Source organism: Thioalkalivibrio sp. ALE30, from assembly GCF_000377465.1.
Taxonomy (GTDB): domain Bacteria; phylum Pseudomonadota; class Gammaproteobacteria; order Ectothiorhodospirales; family Ectothiorhodospiraceae; genus Thioalkalivibrio.
The window spans coordinates 517,462-533,740 of sequence record NZ_KB898168.1 but is presented as its reverse complement, the minus strand read 5'-3'; the positions used below and the strand labels follow the sequence as shown (position 1 = coordinate 533,740).

At 66.3% G+C, this 16,279-nt stretch carries 13 protein-coding genes and 2 pseudogenes; 9 read left to right on the top strand and 6 right to left on the bottom strand.

Features of this window, described 5'->3' with window-relative positions; genetic code table 11:
• Positions 1-246: 246 nt before the first annotated feature.
• From D107_RS0102400 to D107_RS14265, 4 genes are all read right to left on the bottom strand, one after another.
• A complete protein-coding gene (locus D107_RS0102400; RefSeq protein WP_018880684.1) occupies positions 247-1,197 on the bottom strand; it encodes a PDC sensor domain-containing protein in 951 nt (316 codons plus the stop codon).
• Positions 1,198-1,888: 691 nt separating this feature from the next.
• Positions 1,889-2,788: a histone deacetylase gene (locus D107_RS0102395; protein ID WP_018879045.1), complete on the bottom strand. Its 900-nt coding sequence runs from the start codon at positions 2,786-2,788 to the stop codon at positions 1,889-1,891.
• Between the two features lie 16 nt (positions 2,789-2,804).
• Positions 2,805-3,563 carry a bifunctional 2-polyprenyl-6-hydroxyphenol methylase/3-demethylubiquinol 3-O-methyltransferase UbiG gene (gene ubiG / locus D107_RS0102390; RefSeq protein WP_026280720.1) on the bottom strand — a complete coding sequence of 253 codons (759 nt, stop codon included), beginning with the start codon at positions 3,561-3,563 and terminating at the stop codon, positions 2,805-2,807.
• Positions 3,564-3,992: 429 nt separating this feature from the next.
• Positions 3,993-4,367: a hypothetical protein gene (locus D107_RS14265; RefSeq protein WP_018875403.1), complete on the bottom strand. Its 375-nt coding sequence runs from the start codon at positions 4,365-4,367 to the stop codon at positions 3,993-3,995.
• A gap of 533 nt (positions 4,368-4,900) precedes the next feature.
• Here D107_RS14265 and D107_RS0102380 point away from each other — a divergent pair.
• The gene (locus D107_RS0102380) at positions 4,901-5,665 is read left to right on the top strand and encodes an SDR family NAD(P)-dependent oxidoreductase (RefSeq protein WP_018880682.1); all 765 of its coding nucleotides are present in this window, start codon (positions 4,901-4,903) and stop codon (positions 5,663-5,665) included.
• A 146-nt stretch (positions 5,666-5,811) separates the two neighbouring features.
• Here D107_RS0102380 and lexA read toward each other — a convergent pair whose 3' ends face one another.
• The gene (gene lexA, locus D107_RS0102375; RefSeq protein ID WP_018880681.1) at positions 5,812-6,462 is read right to left on the bottom strand and encodes a transcriptional repressor LexA; all 651 of its coding nucleotides are present in this window, start codon (positions 6,460-6,462) and stop codon (positions 5,812-5,814) included.
• A 105-nt stretch (positions 6,463-6,567) separates the two neighbouring features.
• Between lexA and D107_RS0102370 the strand changes: the two genes are divergently transcribed.
• The 7 genes and pseudogenes from D107_RS0102370 to D107_RS14260 form a co-directional block, all read left to right on the top strand.
• Positions 6,568-9,003 carry a DEAD/DEAH box helicase gene (locus tag D107_RS0102370; protein ID WP_018880680.1) on the top strand — a complete coding sequence of 812 codons (2,436 nt, stop codon included), beginning with the start codon at positions 6,568-6,570 and terminating at the stop codon, positions 9,001-9,003.
• A complete protein-coding gene (locus D107_RS0102365; protein ID WP_018880679.1) occupies positions 8,990-10,240 on the top strand; it encodes a ribonuclease H-like domain-containing protein in 1,251 nt (416 codons plus the stop codon). Before D107_RS0102370 ends, D107_RS0102365 begins: the two co-directional genes overlap by 14 nt.
• 11 nt (positions 10,241-10,251) lie before the next feature.
• A pseudogene (locus D107_RS13535) lies at positions 10,252-10,918 on the top strand (SOS response-associated peptidase).
• A 128-nt stretch (positions 10,919-11,046) separates the two neighbouring features.
• Complete coding sequence (locus tag D107_RS0102355; protein ID WP_026280719.1) at positions 11,047-11,391, top strand: PilZ domain-containing protein; 345 nt, start codon at positions 11,047-11,049, stop codon at positions 11,389-11,391.
• Between the two features lie 480 nt (positions 11,392-11,871).
• A complete protein-coding gene (locus D107_RS0102350) occupies positions 11,872-13,002 on the top strand; it encodes a DUF5610 domain-containing protein (RefSeq protein WP_018880677.1) in 1,131 nt (376 codons plus the stop codon).
• 387 nt (positions 13,003-13,389) lie between these two features.
• Positions 13,390-14,529, top strand: coding sequence for a DNA polymerase IV (gene dinB / locus D107_RS0102345; RefSeq protein WP_231373761.1), 1,140 nt, complete (start codon positions 13,390-13,392; stop codon positions 14,527-14,529).
• A 52-nt stretch (positions 14,530-14,581) separates the two neighbouring features.
• A pseudogene (locus D107_RS14260) lies at positions 14,582-14,782 on the top strand (transposase); the annotation flags it as partial.
• A 133-nt stretch (positions 14,783-14,915) separates the two neighbouring features.
• On the opposite strand, the gene D107_RS0102335 reads toward D107_RS14260, so the two are convergent.
• Entirely contained in the window at positions 14,916-15,725 is an 810-nt protein-coding gene (locus D107_RS0102335) for a Mut7-C RNAse domain-containing protein (RefSeq protein WP_018880675.1), read from the bottom strand.
• 143 nt (positions 15,726-15,868) lie between these two features.
• On the opposite strand from D107_RS0102335, the gene D107_RS0102330 reads away from it, so the two are divergent.
• Positions 15,869-16,231, top strand: coding sequence for a DUF1622 domain-containing protein (locus D107_RS0102330; protein WP_017942547.1), 363 nt, complete (start codon positions 15,869-15,871; stop codon positions 16,229-16,231).
• Positions 16,232-16,279 lie beyond the last annotated feature (48 nt).

Below are 16,279 nucleotides of genomic sequence, written 5' to 3'. Positions count from 1 at the left end.
GTAGGAGCCTGCTTGCAGGCGAAGTTCCGAACAGGCGGTCATTCCGGAAACGCACAGCGGTTATTCGGGAACTCGGGCTCCGGGGCCGGGGCGGACGCCAGAGATCCCGGCTCTGCGCTTTGCTCCGGCCGGGATGACGGTGTGGCGCGTGGAAGGAGAAGGGCGCCCACTTCCTCACGCTTCGCCGTCTCTCCGCTCGGGGCGATGTGGGGTCAATCCGAAGGCAGACATCCAGGCACCGAGGGGTTACGGGCGTTCGTGCTCTTCTCCGGAGCCCAGCCAGAAGTCCAGGCGTTTGGCGAGAAACTCCTGCCCGCTCATGTAGTGGGACCCATCACAGGAGAAGTTGAGGCCAACCATGCCGTTGAAGATATTGAGGGAGCCGGAGCGCAGGTAGATCGTGTCGTCCATGAAGCGCAGCTCGCGGAAGGTACGGAACACCGCTGCGACCTGATCCGTGGAGAGTAAGGCCTCCTCGGGGTAGGACCGCTGGGGATAGGCGAGACAGATCCCGGGATCCGTGAGGTCCTCGTAGTCCAGCAAGCGGTAGCGGAACGGGTCGTCGCGCAGCCACAAGGTGGCCCGGGAACTGGAGAAATGCAGCTTGCCGTGGAATACGCCGTGGGCGGCCACCAGCTCGGTCAGGAGATCCAGTACCTCGTCGATCCGGGTGTCGAGCGGGCTGTCCACCCGATGCTGGTTGAACAGGCCCCCGCGGATCGCTGGATCCCCCTTCAGCTGCATCCATTGGTCCGGCTGCTGATAGAGGTCGCGGGTCAGGGGCAGCTCCCGCAGGTCGAAGTCCGCCCCCAGGAATCCCAGCAGTGTGCCGTCGCTTTCGGTCAGACGTTGCACAGCCGTCAGGGTAGGGCGGCGCCGATTGCGGCTGATGTAGGCCGACGACATGGAGAATTCGGCACCCGCCAGGGCATCGGCCAGGTAGGGCCGGGTACTGCGATCCCGCCCGGCCTGGTCCGGCAAGGGGCCTTCCGGGGACACGTTGGCGGTCACCTGGTGAGCGCGCGGATCGAGCACATAGAGGTACTTGCAGGACGGCAGTGCGCCCAGCGCCACGGCGAGTCTCTGCTCGAGGGCCTCACGCTCGCCCCACCTCTCGGCGCAGGCGTCCACCAGCCGCGCCAGGGCGGTCGACAGTTGCCCCTGAAGGAGCAGTCGCTGCCGGGCCACCGCCGTCATTGTCGCTTCACTCATGGCCTTCGCTCGGAGGATACCGATGGGAACGCGCCCGCCAAGGGCGACCGTCTGGCGAGGGTGCCGCAGGACCGGCGGTGGCGCAACAACCGACTCGACGCATCCTGACGTCGGATAGGCCACGGCGTTGGGCGTGTCACCATTACGGGCTATAAGTGGCCCCTTGATGGGACTATTCGTAGAGACAGCTACCACAGCGCGGCGCGCGCTCAACAGCTCAGGTCGGCCCTCTGGCCGAGGCAGCGGCAAAAGACAAGCGCCGGCCCGCGAAATCCAAAGGTAAGCACCTGATCACCGCAGGTTCCGTCAGCGAGCTGCGCGAGAAGCCAGCCATCACCGAAACGACGATACCGCCCCAAAGCGCTTGCGCCTGTTCGTCACCGAGGCTGAAGCCTCCCTACTGTAGGAGGCGAGCCCTCTCGCCGATCGGGCATGTCCGGCGCCCCATCGCCCAGAGGGCTGGGCTCCTACCGGAGAAGGGGGCTGTGGCGGCATGTGAACAAGATGGGTGTCCTCTTCCGTGGTCATCCCGGAAACCGCGCAGCGGTTATCCAGGATCTCGGCCGCCGAGGCAGGAGCGGACGTCAGAGATCCCCCTCTCCGCTTCGCTCCGGCCGGGATGACCGTGGGCACCGGGAGGAAGATGGGTGTCCTCTTGCTCGGTCCTCTTTCTCGGTCACAGGGACGCGGCGGTCCGATGGAGAATCGCATGGCGATCGGCAAGCGCCGTGATGTCGCGGTCGTAACCCCCGCCGATCACCGCTGCCACGGGCGCGGCCCTCTCGCGGCAGACCTGCAGCACGTGCCGGTCACGCGCCTCGAGGCCCGCATCGGTCAGCTCCAGATGCCCCAGCCGATCCGCTTGATGTACATCGACGCCGGCGTCGTACACCACCAGGTCCGGGCGCACGTCGTCGATCAGGGTCGCAAGGGCATCTCGCAGGGTGGCCAGATACGCATCATCGCCGGTGCCGCGGGCGAGTTCGATGTCGTGGTCGCCGGGCGTCTTGCGCGCCGGGAAATTGCTGCCCGCGTGCATGGAGAAGGTCACCACCTCGGGGGTATCCGCGAAGATGGCGGCCGTCCCATCGCCCTGGTGGACGTCGAGGTCGATGATCAGGACACGCTGGACCCATCCCATAGCGCGCGCATGGGCCGCTGCGACGGCAATATCGTTGATCAGGCAGTACCCGCTCGCGAACCCCGCGTGGGCATGGTGGGTGCCGCCGGCGGTATTCAGAGCCAGGCCGTCGCTCAGTGCGGCCTCCACGGTCAGCAGGGTGCCGCCCGTCTCCAGTCGCACGCGCTCCACCAGCGCTTCCGACCACTGGAACCCGCTGCGCCTCTGGGCGGCTTTGCTGGTCTGGCCGGACAGGAAGGCATCCAGGTAGGCCGGTGTATGCACGCGGGCCAGAGCCCCCCGAGGGGCGATCTCCGGTTGCAGCCAGTCGATTGTCGTGTCGCCCAGCTCGGTTTCCAGCCGGTCCCGCAGGACCCGGAACTTTGCCATGGGGAATGGATGCCCATCCGGCAGTTCGATCGTGTAGCGCGGATGATGGATCAGCGGAAGCGGCATACGGCGGACTTGTCCTTCAGGCTTCGGACTTCTGTGCCAGGATCATGTAATTGACACTCATCGATCTCGACAGCCACATCCGGCGGGAAAGCGGATTCACCTTGACTCCCGTCTGCGCCACAGGCTCCAGGCCGTCGCGCGCCAGCAGGTCCCGCGTTTCCCGCGGCGTCACAAAGCGCTTCCACTGATGAGTGCCCCGGGGCAGGATGCGGAACAGATACTCCGCCCCGACAATCGCCACCACGAACGAGACCGGATTGCGATTGATGGTGGCCACGAAGGTGTGCCCGCCGGGACGCAGCATGCGGTTGACGCTCCCCATGAACGCGGGCAGGTCCGCCACATGTTCGACCACCTCCATGTTCAGGATCACATCGAAGGTCTCGCCACGCGCGGCGAGGGCCTCCGCGGTGTTCACTTCGTACCCGATATCCAGGCCCTGCTCCGCGGCATGAAGCCGCGCAGCGGCGATGTTGCGGTCAACGACGTCCACGCCCAGTACATCCGCGCCCAGGCGGGCCATGGCCTCGCTCAGCAACCCGCCGCCACACCCGATATCGAGCATGCGCAGGCCGGCCAGGGGGCGCTCGGCCTCCGCGTTCCGCTCGAGCGAGCGACAGAGTTGGTCCCGGATGTAGTCGCTGCGCAGGCCGTTCAGCACGTGCAGGGGCCAGAGTCTTCCATCCGGTTCCCACCACATCTGGGCAAGGGCGCGGTAGCGTTCCACCTCGGCGGGATCGACGGTTCGGTCGTGTTCCACATTCGGAGAAGTCATGGGCTGGGTCGCTCGCCATCGGCACAAAGGTCTCTTTCCGACCACACGTCGCCGGTTTTGATCGCAGCTGCGGGCACACCGCACGACCGTGTACCCCTGATCACGCCCCATAGCCCTGAGAGATTCTGGGCCCAGTAGGCGCCTGCCTGCAGACGAAGACCCGTCAAAAGTCGGGCGCGGGCAGGGGATTCGCCTGCAAGCAGGCCCCTGCAGGAGGCTTTTGGTGTCCCGGGCCGATCGGAATCCGCGCTGCGGTTAACGGCCCTTGGGGACAGGCGGGGTGACGTCAGAGAGTCCGGCTCTTCGCGGCCGTATCGGCCGGTTACCGGCATCCAACCCTGTCATTGATCAGCACAACGTACGGAACTTGCTGTGCCGTCTTATCAACCAACGAGTTGAGGAAATCGCCACGGACACCTAAAACATGGATCAGTGTTTCCCTAAAGGGTGCAATTGCCTAGTCCAGCAGGAGGGAGCGTCATGAGTTGCCAGGAACATCCGAATCACGAGCATGAACACGGACCCGGCTGCGGACACACCGCGGTGGAGCACAACGGACACGTCGATTACCTGCATGATGGCCATCTCCACCATCCGCATGGCGACCATGTTGACGAGCATGTCATCGAGGTGAGCGAAACGAACCCGGATCACTGCACCCCGGACCACCAGTGCCAAGGTCATGACCCGAATCACGTGCACGGTCCCGGCTGCGGCCACGAGCCCGTTCCGCACGGGGACCACGTCGATTACCTGGTAGATGGCCACCTGCATCACCCCCATGGTGACCACTGCGACGACCACGGGCCCCTCAAGGTCGTGGCATCGGGGACCTGACCCACGCTATCTCGGCCACGAGATTGGTTTGCCCGGCTCACCGATCCTGTGTTGCGCCCCGAACGCATCAAAGACGCGCGGGTAGAACCACTACCCGCTGCGCGTCGCGCCTGGTCTCGGAAAACCTGTGGCACCCACGCGAGTGGGTACATCGATCAGCGTTTCCCTAACCGGACCTCACGACGCCGGTTTTGATCGCGGCGGCGGGCGCACCGCAGGATCGTGTGCCCCAGATGCCTCTCCCATAGCCCTGAGGGATTCTGGGCGCGGTGGGCGCCTGCCTGCAGGCCAAGCCCCGGCCAAAGCCGAGCGGGCCGGGTATTCGCCTGCAAGCAGGCGTCTGCAGGAGGCTTGTGGTGTTCCGGACTGGCTGGAGAGCTTGCCGGGCGCGGTTGCGATGCTGGATCTGACCAGGGGTGGGTGGCCTCTTGGTTGGTGTTGGAGCGGCCCGAGCGAATAATGGGATTGTACTCGGAGCGTTTGTGATCAGGAGAGGCAGCATGAGGGGTCTGGAAGGAAAGGTGATCGCAATTACCGGTGGCGCCGGAGGTATCGGCGAGTGCACTGCGCGCATAGCGTACGAGCAGGGTGCCAGCCTGGTGATTACCGACCGCGAGACCGGACCGGTCGAAGCCATCGCCCGGTCCCTGGGTGAGCGGGCGATCGGGATGGCGGTGGACGTCACTCAGCGGAAGGATAACGAGCGCATGGTGGCGGCCGCGCTGGAACGCTTCGGCCGTCTCGACGGGGTGTTCCTCAACGCCGGGATCGAGGGCGAGGTCGGCCCATTCGAAAGCCGCTCCGATGCAGCCTGGGAGAAGGTCTTCGCCGTCAACGTGCAGGGCGTGCGCCTGGGCGCGGAGGCCGCTTTGCCGGCGCTGCGACGTGGCAGCGGCGGGAGTATCGTGATCACCTCCAGCGTGGCCGGGCTGCGCGGCGCCGTGGGCTTGTCGCCGTACGTGTCCAGCAAGCATGCGGTGGTCGGCATGATGAAGTGCCTGGCCGCTGAGCTGGGGCCGGAGAACATCCGTGTGAATACACTCAACCCGGGGCCGGTCGCGAATCGCATGATGCAGTCCATAGAGGAGCAAGCGAAGCCCGGTCACGCCGACGAGGTGCACCAGGCCTTCGAGGCACGCATTCCGCTGGGCCGCTACGTCAGCAACGAGGAGTGTGCCGGTATGGCGGTTTTCCTGCTGTCTGACGCTGCTTCGGGCTGCACTGGCAACACGTATGTTGTTGACGGCGGCCTCTGCTCGCAGTGACGCCGAAGGAACCGGCGGTCCTCGGTCTTCGTTGGCGCGAACGTAAAGTGTCGTCGTCCAGCGGGTAGTGGTTCTACCCGCAAGCGGCGCAACGCAGGATTGGGGAATCTGGGGTGCCACCCCTACAACCTATCGATAGATCCCACCTAGACCGGGCGGTAACGGCGCATCTGGCCGACGAGCACCCCCTGGATGCGCAGCTGGTCCGGGGTGACGAAAAGGGGTGTGTAGGCCGGGTTCTCCGCATGCAGCAGGACGCCACCCGGCTTCTGTTCGATCCGCTTCAGCGTGGCGACTCCGTTATCGATCAGGGCGACCACGATCTCGCCGTTGCGGGCTTCGCTGCGCGACTCGATGACCACCCAGTCTCCGTCCAGGATGCCGACATCCTGCATCGAGTCGCCCTTCACCTTGAGCACGTAGCACTCGCCGCGCCCGCGCAGGTGGGCGGGTACCTCCACGGGCTCGGGATGCGCCAGGGCATCGATGGGCTGGCCCGCCGCGATCCGGCCCAGCAGGGGCAGGGTGTTCGGGGTCCACGTGTCCCCATCCGTTGCGGGGTATTGGGTATCCGTGAGCGCCGGCAGTTCATTGGCCAGCCGGATGCCGCGATGACGGCCCCGGGCAGGCTGGACGTAGCCCGCGGCTTCCAGCGCCCGGATGTGCTTGTGCAGCGAGCCGCGCGAGCGCAGCCCCAGCGCCTGTGCCAGCTCTTCCAGGCTCGGGGCGTGCCCCTCCGCCGCGAATCGCTGCAGGGCCTCGAGCACGCTACGTTGGTGCGGGGTCAGTGCCTCCATGGCATCCGCCCTCCTGGTGTTGGATCGTGCTGGACCGGGAACATTGTTCTCCGTTTGTTCTCCGGGCTATGATCGCCACTGTACGGCTCCCGCGAGAAGATTGCCATGACCGAACCGGCGCGCGTCCTCCCCGAAGATTCTCTCCCCGAGCTGAGCGCCGAACCCCAGGGTGGCGAGGCGGGTGCACGACGCCTGGTCGAGCGCATCAAGGAGCGCTACGCCAAGCGCATTACCGGTGAACTGGTCCTGCCGGCGCGGCCCGCGCAGTATGCGGATCTCCCAGTGGATCTGGACCCGGCCATTGCCGGCGCCCTCCGGTCCCGGGGCGTGGAGCAGCTGTACAGCCACCAGCGCGAGGCCTGGGATCAGATCCGCGCCGGCCGCCACACCGTGGTGGTCACGCCGACCGCCTCGGGCAAGACGCTTTGCTACAACCTGCCGGTCCTGCAGGCAGCCCGCGAGAACAAGGCCAAGGCGTTGTACCTGTTCCCGACCAAGGCGCTATCGCAGGACCAGGTCGCGGAGCTCATGGAGCTCAATGAGGCCGGGGACCTCGGCGTGCGCGCCTATACCTTCGACGGCGATACCCCGGGGGATGCCCGCAAGGCGGTGCGCACCCGGGGCGACATCGTCGTGACCAACCCGGACATGCTTCACCAGGGCGTCCTGCCGCACCACACCAAGTGGGCCCAGTTCTTCGAGAGCCTGCAGTACGTGGTGATCGACGAGACGCACACCTATCGCGGCGTGTTCGGTTCCCACGTGGCGAACGTGATGCGGCGGCTACGCCGTATCTGCCGGTTCTATGGGGCGGACCCGGTTTTCATCATGAGCTCGGCGACCATCGCCAACCCGGAAGAACTGGCCTCGGGTCTGGTCGGCGAGCCGGTGACGGCGATCACCGAGAGCGGGGCACCGGCCGGGGAACGCCATCTGCTGCTGTGGAACCCGCCGGTGGTCAACGCGGATCTCGGCATCCGCGCCTCGGCCCGTTCCCAGGTCACGCGAATCGCACGCATGGCCCTGCGCGGCAAGCTCACCACCATCATCTTTGCGCGCACCCGACTGATGGTCGAAGTGATCACCCGCTACATGAAAGACGTGTTCGACAACGACCCGCGCAAGGCCTCGCGCGTCGCGGCGTACCGGGGTGGTTACCTCCCGAACGAGCGCCGCCAGACCGAGAAGGCGCTGCGCAGCGGCAACGTCGATTGCGTGATCGCCACCTCCGCGCTGGAGCTGGGGGTGGATATCGGCAGCCTCGATGTCTGTCTGCTGACTGGATACCCCGGGACCATTGCCAGCACCTGGCAGCGCCTGGGCCGGGCCGGCCGGCGCAACCGCCCGTCGCTGGGCGTGCTGATCGCCAGTTCCGATCCGCTGGACCAGTACATCATCCGGAACCCGGAGTTCTTCCTCGGCCAGTCCCCGGAGCAGGCGCGTATTGCGCCGGATCAGCTTCTGATCGTGCTGGATCACGTGCGCTGCGCGGCCTTCGAGCTGCCCTTCCGCAAGGGCGAGACCTTCGGCGGCGAGGATCTGGAGTCTCTGCTGGCCTACCTGGAGGAGCAGGGCGTCCTGCACCGCGAGTCGGATACCTGGCACTGGACCGAGGACAGCTACCCCGCCCAGAGCGTCAGCCTGCGCTCCGTCGCCGAGGGCAACTTCGTGGTCGTGGACACGACCGACGGCCAGCAACAGATCATCGCCGAGGTGGATTTCTCCAGTGCGGCCGAGACGCTGTACGAAGGGGCGATCTATCTGGTCCAGGCCGTGCCCTACCAGGTCGAGCGGCTCGACTGGACCGGGCGCAAGGCCTTTGTCACGCGCACCCGCGCCGACTACTACACCGACGCGATCGACTACACGCGTCTGAAGATCCTGGATGACTTCGAGCGTTCACCCGCAGGGGAGGGTGAGGCCGCACGCGGCGAGGTCCACATCGTCCGGCGCATTCCCGGCTACAAGAAGATCCGCTACTACACCCACGAGAACATCGGGTACGGCAACATCCACCTGCCGGACCAGGAGATGCACACGACGGCCGTCTGGTGGCAGATGGCCCCGGAGGCGTTGGAACAGCGCTTTGCCTCTCGCCACGAGGCCCTGGATGGCTTTCTCGGTGCCGCCTACGCCATGCACCACGTGGCCGCACTGGTGGTGATGTCCGAGCCGCAGGATCTGGGCCGGGCGGTCGGCGATGGCGATGCGCGCTGGTTTGCCACCGTGGGCGCGAACGGCCGCGGCCAGTTGCGCACGCTGGATGGCGGCGAGTGCGATCCGGAACAGGAAGGCCGGTTCCGGCCCGCCGTGTTCCTGTACGACCACTATCCGGGCGGCGTCGGCCTGTCCGCGCCCCTGTTCGATGCGCGCCAACGGGTCATCGGCGACGCATTGACCCTCATCCGGCAGTGCGACTGTGCCCACGGCTGTCCGGGCTGCATCGGACCCATCCTGGCCAGTGACGAGGTGCGCGGGTTCTCGCCGAAACAGGCTGCGATCACGGTCCTGGAGGGCCTGGAATCCCATGGGTCTGCATGACCGCCTGAACACCCTGCGCCGCCAGTCCGGTAGCGAACCGCCGGCCCCTGGCCGGACCTCGCCGGATCCTCACAGTGTCGGGGCCGCATCGGGCAAGGGCAACGTGCTGGACGAGATCCGGGCCCGGCTCGACCGTATGGGTGTGGCGGGCACCGGTCGAACACGGCCGAACCGTACAGCCGCCGAATCCGCCACCCCGCCCGAAGAGCTGGCCAGGCGCTTGGATGGCGAACTCCTGACGCCACAGGTGATCCAGCTCGACCGCGCGATGCCAGATTGCCACGCCCATGGCCGACATACCCTGGCACGGGCGCGCGAACCGGCAATGCCGTTCTGGAACACCGATCAGCGCCTGGGTTTTATCGATACCGAGACCACGGGCCTCGCCGGGGGTGCCGGGACGGTGGCGTTTCTGGTCGGGCTGGCGACCCTTCGGGATGGCCGGGTCCGCCTGCGTCAGTGGTTGATGACGGCGTTCGCGGGCGAGGGGGCCCTGCTGGAAGCGGTCGACGCCGCGCTGAGCGAGTGCGACCACCTCGTCAGCTACAACGGCAAGACCTTCGATCTGCCGCTGCTCCGAGATCGTCGTCGTATGCAGCGACGCCCGGATGCGCCGGAGGCCGCGCACACCGATTTCCTGCACCCGGTGCGCAGCCTGTTTGGCCACGCCTGGCCGGACTGTCGCCTGCGAACGGTCGAGGAGCGCCTGCTGGGACTCGATCGTCAGGACGACCTGCCCGGGGCCGAGGCCCCGTGGGCCTGGAAGGCCTATCTTGCCTCCGGGCGCAGCGAGGAACTGGAACGCGTCGTCCGGCACAACACCGACGACATCCTGTCCCTGACCCTGCTGGGTCCGGCGCTGGCGTCCGTGCTGTTACAGCCCGCGGCCCATGGGGCATCGGTGGAGGGCGCCGCGCGCCTACAGGAACGCCGGCAGGGCGCGGACACTGCCCGGCGGCTGCTCGAATCCCACCAGCACCAGCTATCGCCAGCCGGCCGGTTGTGGCTTGCGCGCGAATGGCGTCGCGAGGGGCGATATGACCAGGCCGTGCCCGTCTGGGAGGCGCTGGCGGAGCAGGGCGTCCAGGAGGCACTGGAGGCGCTGGCCAAATACCACGAGCACCAGCGCCGGGACTGGAAACGCGCGCTGCAGTATGCCGGGCAACTGGGATCCGGGCCCCGGGCCAAAGCACGGATCGCAAGACTGCAGGGGCGGATCGAGGCAACGGCCCGGTAAGGCGAGGCGACATGTGTGGACGATTTGCGCGCTACTCGGCCACCAGCGAACTGGCCTGGCGCTATTTCGAGACACCGATTGACCAGGACCTTGATGCCCCGCGGTACAACGTGGCACCAGGCATGGACATCGAGGCGTTCCGGGCGTACGAGCAAGCCAGGGCCACGTTTCACACCATGCACTGAGGCTTGCCCGGCGGAAAGGCGTCACCGAAGGGCCGCAGCCTGTCCATGCGCGTGCCGAAAAGATGGCCAGCAGCCCGTACTTTCGGAGCGCCTTCGCGCATCGGCGCTGCATCATCCCGGCGGACGGCTGGTTCGAATGGCAACTGACCGGACGGGGCAGGCAGCCGCATTCCATCACCCTGACCGACCACGCGCTGCAGGACGTGCTGTTCCTCGCCGGCATCTGGGGGGGCCGACCGCGGAGGGTGGGGCCTGCTGCGCGATCATTACCGAGCCCTCGTCCGAGCAGCTGGCGTTCATTCACGCCCGACAGCCCCTCGCGCTGGACGCCACATGCCGCTGGGATTGGCTGGACCCCGCCATCACGGGCCGCGAGCAGGTTCGTCACATGACCCGGCGCCTGCCGCCCAGCGCCTTGCAGGCATACCCCGTTTCGACCCGAGTGAACCGGCCGCAAAACGACGCCCCGTCCGTCCTGGGCCATACCAGCTAGCTGTCCCGAGACGCAACGATCGGGACCCGGCCCGTCTGACCGCGGGTGCGCATTTCGGTACCCTGACAGTTAGGGACGAGGCACATGGAAATGTCGGAGATTGCGGCTTCGCGGCAGGGGGGTGGTCGATGGAACTTCGGGAAGGGCGACGCAGTGGCGTTCGCATGACCGCGGAAGTACAGCCGTTGCAGGGTGCCCCCGCATTCCGGGCAAATGGGTGGGTCCGCGATGTCAGCCTTAGCGGCCTTTACGTAGAGATGCCCGTTTCAGGTATCTCCGAGCATTCAAGACTGAAAGTGACGGTGAGCCCGGAAGAGGGCGCCGACGGCCGGACCTATGTTTGGCAGTGCATCGTGATGCGGGTGGATGAGCATGGCGCGGGCGTCATGTTCGATACCGAGGATCCGTCGAGTGTCGAGGGCCTGCTCGATCTGATGCGCGAGTCCATCGGACTCCCACCCGATTCGCGATAATCCGAACCCCAAGAGCGAATCCTGCTGCTCGGCCCAGCGATTGGCCAAGAGAAAAAGGCCAGGCCTGGCCCTTTGACCCGCGCACAATACCGATTTCGCTCGCACCCGCGCCCCCTGACCAACCCCGATGGCCCTGAGAGACCCGGCGCCCCGTAGGAGGCTGCTTGCAGGCGAAGCCCCTGCCAAAGCCAGACGCGGGCAGGGGCTTCGCCTGCAAGCAGCCTCCTACAGGCCGTTCTGTTTCCGACTAGGCGGTCATTCCAGTAACGCCCAGTGGTATCCGGGATCTGGTGCACCGGGGCAGGGGCCAACTGCAGAGCTCCCGGCTCCTCGATTCGCCCAGCCGGGATAACGCAGTGGCGCCCGGAGCAGAGGGGGCACCGTCTTACGCTGGGTGCTCCCTTGCCCCGAAGGTAGGCTAAAGAATCTCCACCGGCGGCCGTTAACGCCGTACCCGTCCCCGTGTGTGAGTGCGCCGCCATGCCTGTCGATACCAGTTTCCACCCAATCTCCCTAAAGGGCCCCGCAGGGCGGTCTGGCTTTGCGCGCCAGGGCCTTGCGCAGGCCGACGGCGGCTCCGGCCGCAGCCTGAACGCCCTGCAGAATCAGATCCTGCAGAACCTGGCGCGGGCCATCCCCGGCGAAAGCCTTGGCAGCCTCAAGCGTCTGGATGCCAGCGACTTCACCCCGGAAAAGGTGGCCGACCGGATCGCGACCTTCGTGGAGATGGGTCTGGCGAATGCCCGGGCCCGCGGCGCGTCGGGCGCCGAGCTGGAGGCGCTGAGGGAGCAGGCGACCCAGGGCGTGGAACAGGGCTTTCGGGAGGCGCGGGAGATCCTGTCGGGTCTCAACCTGTTGGAAGGCCGCATCGCCGATGACGTGGACGAGACCGAACGCCTGACCTTCGCGGCCCTGGAAGACTTTCGGCTGCCTCCCTCCGAGCGCACCCTGGCTGGCACCGCGCGCCTGTCCATGAGCGAGCGCTTCTCGCGCGCCGAGAGCCTGGAACTGAACATCACCACCCAGTCGGGTGCGGAGGTTCAGATCCGGTTTCAGAGCGTCCAGGACGCGCGGCTGCAGACCCAGGTCCAGGTGCAGGACGGGGCAGCCGATGGCTGGCTGGATGTCAGCCGGTACGCGGCGAGCGGCTACCAGTTCTCCGTGCAGGGTGACCTGGACCCGGACGAACTGCGTGCCGTCGAGGAGCTGGTGCGCGATATCGGCTCGCTCGCGGACGAATTCTTCCATGGCGATGTCCAGCGGGCGTTCGAGATGCTGCCGGACCTGCGTTTCGATACCGACCGGCTCCAGTCGATGGAGCTGAACATGACGCGCACCGAGACCTACCGCATGACCCAGGCCTACGAACAGACGCAGCAACTGGACGCGCCGGAACACTCCCGCGCGGCCCAGCGCCTCGAGCAACTGGTGGAGGCCCTCCAGGAACGCTTCAGCCAGCCAGCGCTCCAGTTCCTGGACAATCCCGTCGACACGGGCGGGCAGATCCTGAACACCCTGGTCGAGCAGGATGCGCGGTTCCGCGAGGCCGAGGCCGAGCGCCAGCAGCAGTTCCGGGACAACCTGACACGGCTGCTCGACGCGCTGGGTTAGTCGTCCGGCCCGCGCGAGCGTGGCGAGCCGCGCAACCGCCCCTGCGTCGCTGGAATGCGATCCCGAGCGGTTGCCGAAGGGCTCGTCTAGGCTGGGACCCGTGCGCGTCCCCGCGCGCTGAGCCAGAGCGCGTCATCGCCCCATTTCGGGTGCGAAATGCCTCGTCCAGGAAGAAGATGGGTGTCCTCTTTCTCTGTTGTGGGAGGCCAGCCCTCTGGTCGATCCAGCGCCAGCCATGCCCCTCGGCCAGAGGCTGGCCTCCCACAGTAGGGTGGGATGGGGCGGTAATTCATCGGTGTGGTCGGGATGCTGGCTGTTAGACTGCCCCTTCAGGGCGCGCAGCGTGCTGCGTGCCTTAAAGCCGAGTCCGGGTCTGATTGGCATTCCGTGAGAACCATCGCTCATCTCGATATGGATGCGTTTTATGCATCCGTGGATCTGCTGCGCTATCCGGAGCTACGGGGGCGGCCCGCGGTGATCGGCGGGCGACGTCTCTCCGTGCCGGAGCGAGGGGCAGATGGGCGGTATCGGTTCGAACGGCTCGGCGATTATCGAGGGCGCGGCGTGGTGACGACGGCGACCTACGAGGCGCGGGCGTTCGGGGTGCATTCCGGGATGGGGCTGATGAAGGCGGGGCAGCTGGCGCCGGATGCGGTTTTGTTGCCGGCGGATTTCGATGCCTATCGGGCCTATTCGCACCAGTTCAAGCAGGCGGTCCGGGCGCGGGCCGATAAGGTCGAGGATCGCGGCATCGACGAGCTGTTCATCGATCTGACCGACGTGAAGGGCGATCCGGTGGTGACGGCGCGAGGGATTCGCGATGCGGTGCAGGCCGAGACGGGGCTGTCTTGTTCCATCGGCCTGGCCGCGAACAAGCTGCTGGCCAAGATCGCCTCGGATCTGGAGAAGCCGGCGGGGATGACGGTGCTGGGCGAAGGCGACCTCGAGGCGCGCATCTGGGCGCTGGGGGTGGGGAAGGTGAACGGTATAGGGCCAAAGGCGACCGAGCGCCTTAAAGCGCTGGGGATCGTTTCGATTGGCGATTTGGCGAAGGCCGATCTGTATCGGTTGCGCCAGCATTTTGGCGAGACCTATGCCTGGTGGCTGCATGAGGCGGCCCATGGCCGGGACGACAGCCCCGTAGTCACCGAGCGGGAGCCTAAATCCATCAGCCGAGAGTCCACCTTCGAGCGGGACCTGCATCCACGGGCGGATCGGGACGAGCTGACTCGCATCCTGGTGGCCCTGTGCGAACGGGTTGCCAGGGATCTCCGTAGCAAGGGCTACTTGGGCCGGACGATCGGGATCAAGTTGCGCTATAGCGATTTCCGCACGGTTACTCGCGACCTTACGTTGGACACGTGGACGGACGACCCTCAGGCGATTCTGGCCGCGTCCCGTGGCTGCTTGCGCCGGATCGACCTGGGTCAACCGCTGCGACTGCTGGGCGTGCGCGTCACCAAGCTGGCCTCGGCGTCACGGAACACCCAGCTGGAAGCCAGCCGACAAACGACGCTGCCCCTGTAGATGCTCGCGGAGCGCATTGCTGCTGCCACGCGGCGCGCGAGCACGTTGAGGGGATGATGACGATGAACGACGTGTCCGGTATGCGCGGTTCGTGGAGCAGGGCGTCCCGGAACAGAAGCTGTCGCTGATGCGCGAGGCGCTGCAGCGCGGCCAACTCACCGTCAACCGGCGTTTTGTGGATGGGGTGGAGCAGGTCATGGGCTGTCGCATTGAGTGGCGGCGTCCAGGCCGTCCGCCGTCACGTCAGGCATGAGAGAATCAATCTGTCCCCGTTTCCCGGGTGTAACGCGCCCCATCCGGGGCCTGCGCATTGGCTTCTGAACATCCTGCAGATCACCGTTTTCAGGGGCTTGATGACCTCGGAGATCATGCCGGGCCGAACAGGGTCAGATGTCGATGCCGACCGACCGAAAGCGCTGACGCAGTCGATCGTAGTGGCTGCCGCGCCAGTAGACCCGGCCGCAGCCGCTGCAGCGCACGAATGCGACGAAGCGCTCGAGCACCCCGGGCGGCACCTCGCTCGGCTCGACCGAGTCGGCGAGTGCAGCGCCATCGATCGACCGGAGCTCGCCGTTACACCGCATGCAACGCGAGAACGGCTCGAACAGCCCGGCGAGCTGAAAGCGGTCGACCACCTCGCGAAGCTGTTGCAATGGGTCCGTAGCGTGCACGTACCGCCCGTGAGTCACCCGGCCGTCCTTCAGCAGGCCAGTGTCACGCGTGAGGATAATGCGGTGCTCGTCCTGCGCGGTGCGGATGATGAACTCATCGGAGAAGTCGTTGGCATACAGGCAGTCGAAGCCCAGTGCACGCAGGTAACCGGCCAGCCGGCCCAGATGCACATCGAGGATGAAGCGTGGTTCGCGCAGCGGCTGGGGTCGCAGGCGGGAGACGTCGCCTACGTCGAAGGCCTCGAACACCGGGTAGACCGCCACCCGCTCACCGCCGCGCAGCCGGTGGCCGAAATCCACTGCCCGCCCGTCGACCAGTACCAGGTCAACCTCCGTGTGCGGCACGCCCAGCGACTCGATGCGGTCCTTGACCGAAGGGGTTCCGTCGAACGCGTGTTCAAAGCTCTGGTATCGCCGTTCGGGCGCGAGGAAGTCGTTCAGCTCGGCATACAACCGGAAGGTCGCGGTCGCGCGGCCGAGGGGTGCGGATTCGCGATCCTTGGGCGGGCACATGCCTTCGAGCATACCGAAACCACCCCACGGAAGAGGCGCGCTTCAGCCCCGTTCTTCCCCCGGGCCCGACAGACTCCTGGCGGTTCAACACTGGGCGGCGACCAACCGCCGGCAGTAGACTTGCCGCAAGTCGCTGACCCGAAAAGGATGCAGACATGAACGATGTCTTTCTTCAGATCGCCAACGCACTGGTACTAGGGCTCGAAGCAGTCGGCATCGCCGTGATCATCGGTGGATTCGTGCTGGCAACAGTGGTTTGGCTGGTGAACATGCGCCGCATGAGCACACACGAGGCCTACGTCGATTATCGCCGTCGCAGCGTGCGCGGGCTGATTCTCGGACTGGAGTTCCTGGTCGCGGCCGACATCATCATGACCGTAGCGATCGAGTACTCCATGGAAAACGTACTCATGCTGGCCCTGATTATTCTCATACGCACACTGCTGGTCTTTGCCCTGCACCTGGAGATCGAGGGCCGTCTCCCGTGGAACCAGTCGGAGGACGATAGCAAGACCTGACCCACTCGCAGCGGTGGGCCATTTTCCGGTGTGATGATGCTGGAGCAG

Bases quoted from the DNA above. Each gene is read 5' to 3' on its own strand.
- D107_RS0102400 (WP_018880684.1), bottom strand. From the start codon at position 1,197: ATGACGGCGGTGGCCCGGCAGCGACTGCTCCTTCAGGGGCAACTGTCG.
- D107_RS0102395 (WP_018879045.1), bottom strand. From the start codon at position 2,788: ATGCCGCTTCCGCTGATCCATCATCCGCGCTACACGATCGAACTGCCG.
- ubiG (WP_026280720.1), bottom strand. From the start codon at position 3,563: ATGACTTCTCCGAATGTGGAACACGACCGAACCGTCGATCCCGCCGAG.
- D107_RS0102380 (WP_018880682.1), top strand. From the start codon at position 4,901: ATGAGGGGTCTGGAAGGAAAGGTGATCGCAATTACCGGTGGCGCCGGA.
- lexA (WP_018880681.1), bottom strand. From the start codon at position 6,462: ATGGAGGCACTGACCCCGCACCAACGTAGCGTGCTCGAGGCCCTGCAG.
- D107_RS0102370 (WP_018880680.1), top strand. From the start codon at position 6,568: ATGACCGAACCGGCGCGCGTCCTCCCCGAAGATTCTCTCCCCGAGCTG.
- D107_RS0102365 (WP_018880679.1), top strand. From the start codon at position 8,990: ATGGGTCTGCATGACCGCCTGAACACCCTGCGCCGCCAGTCCGGTAGC.
- D107_RS0102355 (WP_026280719.1), top strand. From the start codon at position 11,047: ATGGAACTTCGGGAAGGGCGACGCAGTGGCGTTCGCATGACCGCGGAA.
- D107_RS0102350 (WP_018880677.1), top strand. From the start codon at position 11,872: ATGCCTGTCGATACCAGTTTCCACCCAATCTCCCTAAAGGGCCCCGCA.
- D107_RS0102335 (WP_018880675.1), bottom strand. From the start codon at position 15,725: ATGCTCGAAGGCATGTGCCCGCCCAAGGATCGCGAATCCGCACCCCTC.
- D107_RS0102330 (WP_017942547.1), top strand. From the start codon at position 15,869: ATGAACGATGTCTTTCTTCAGATCGCCAACGCACTGGTACTAGGGCTC.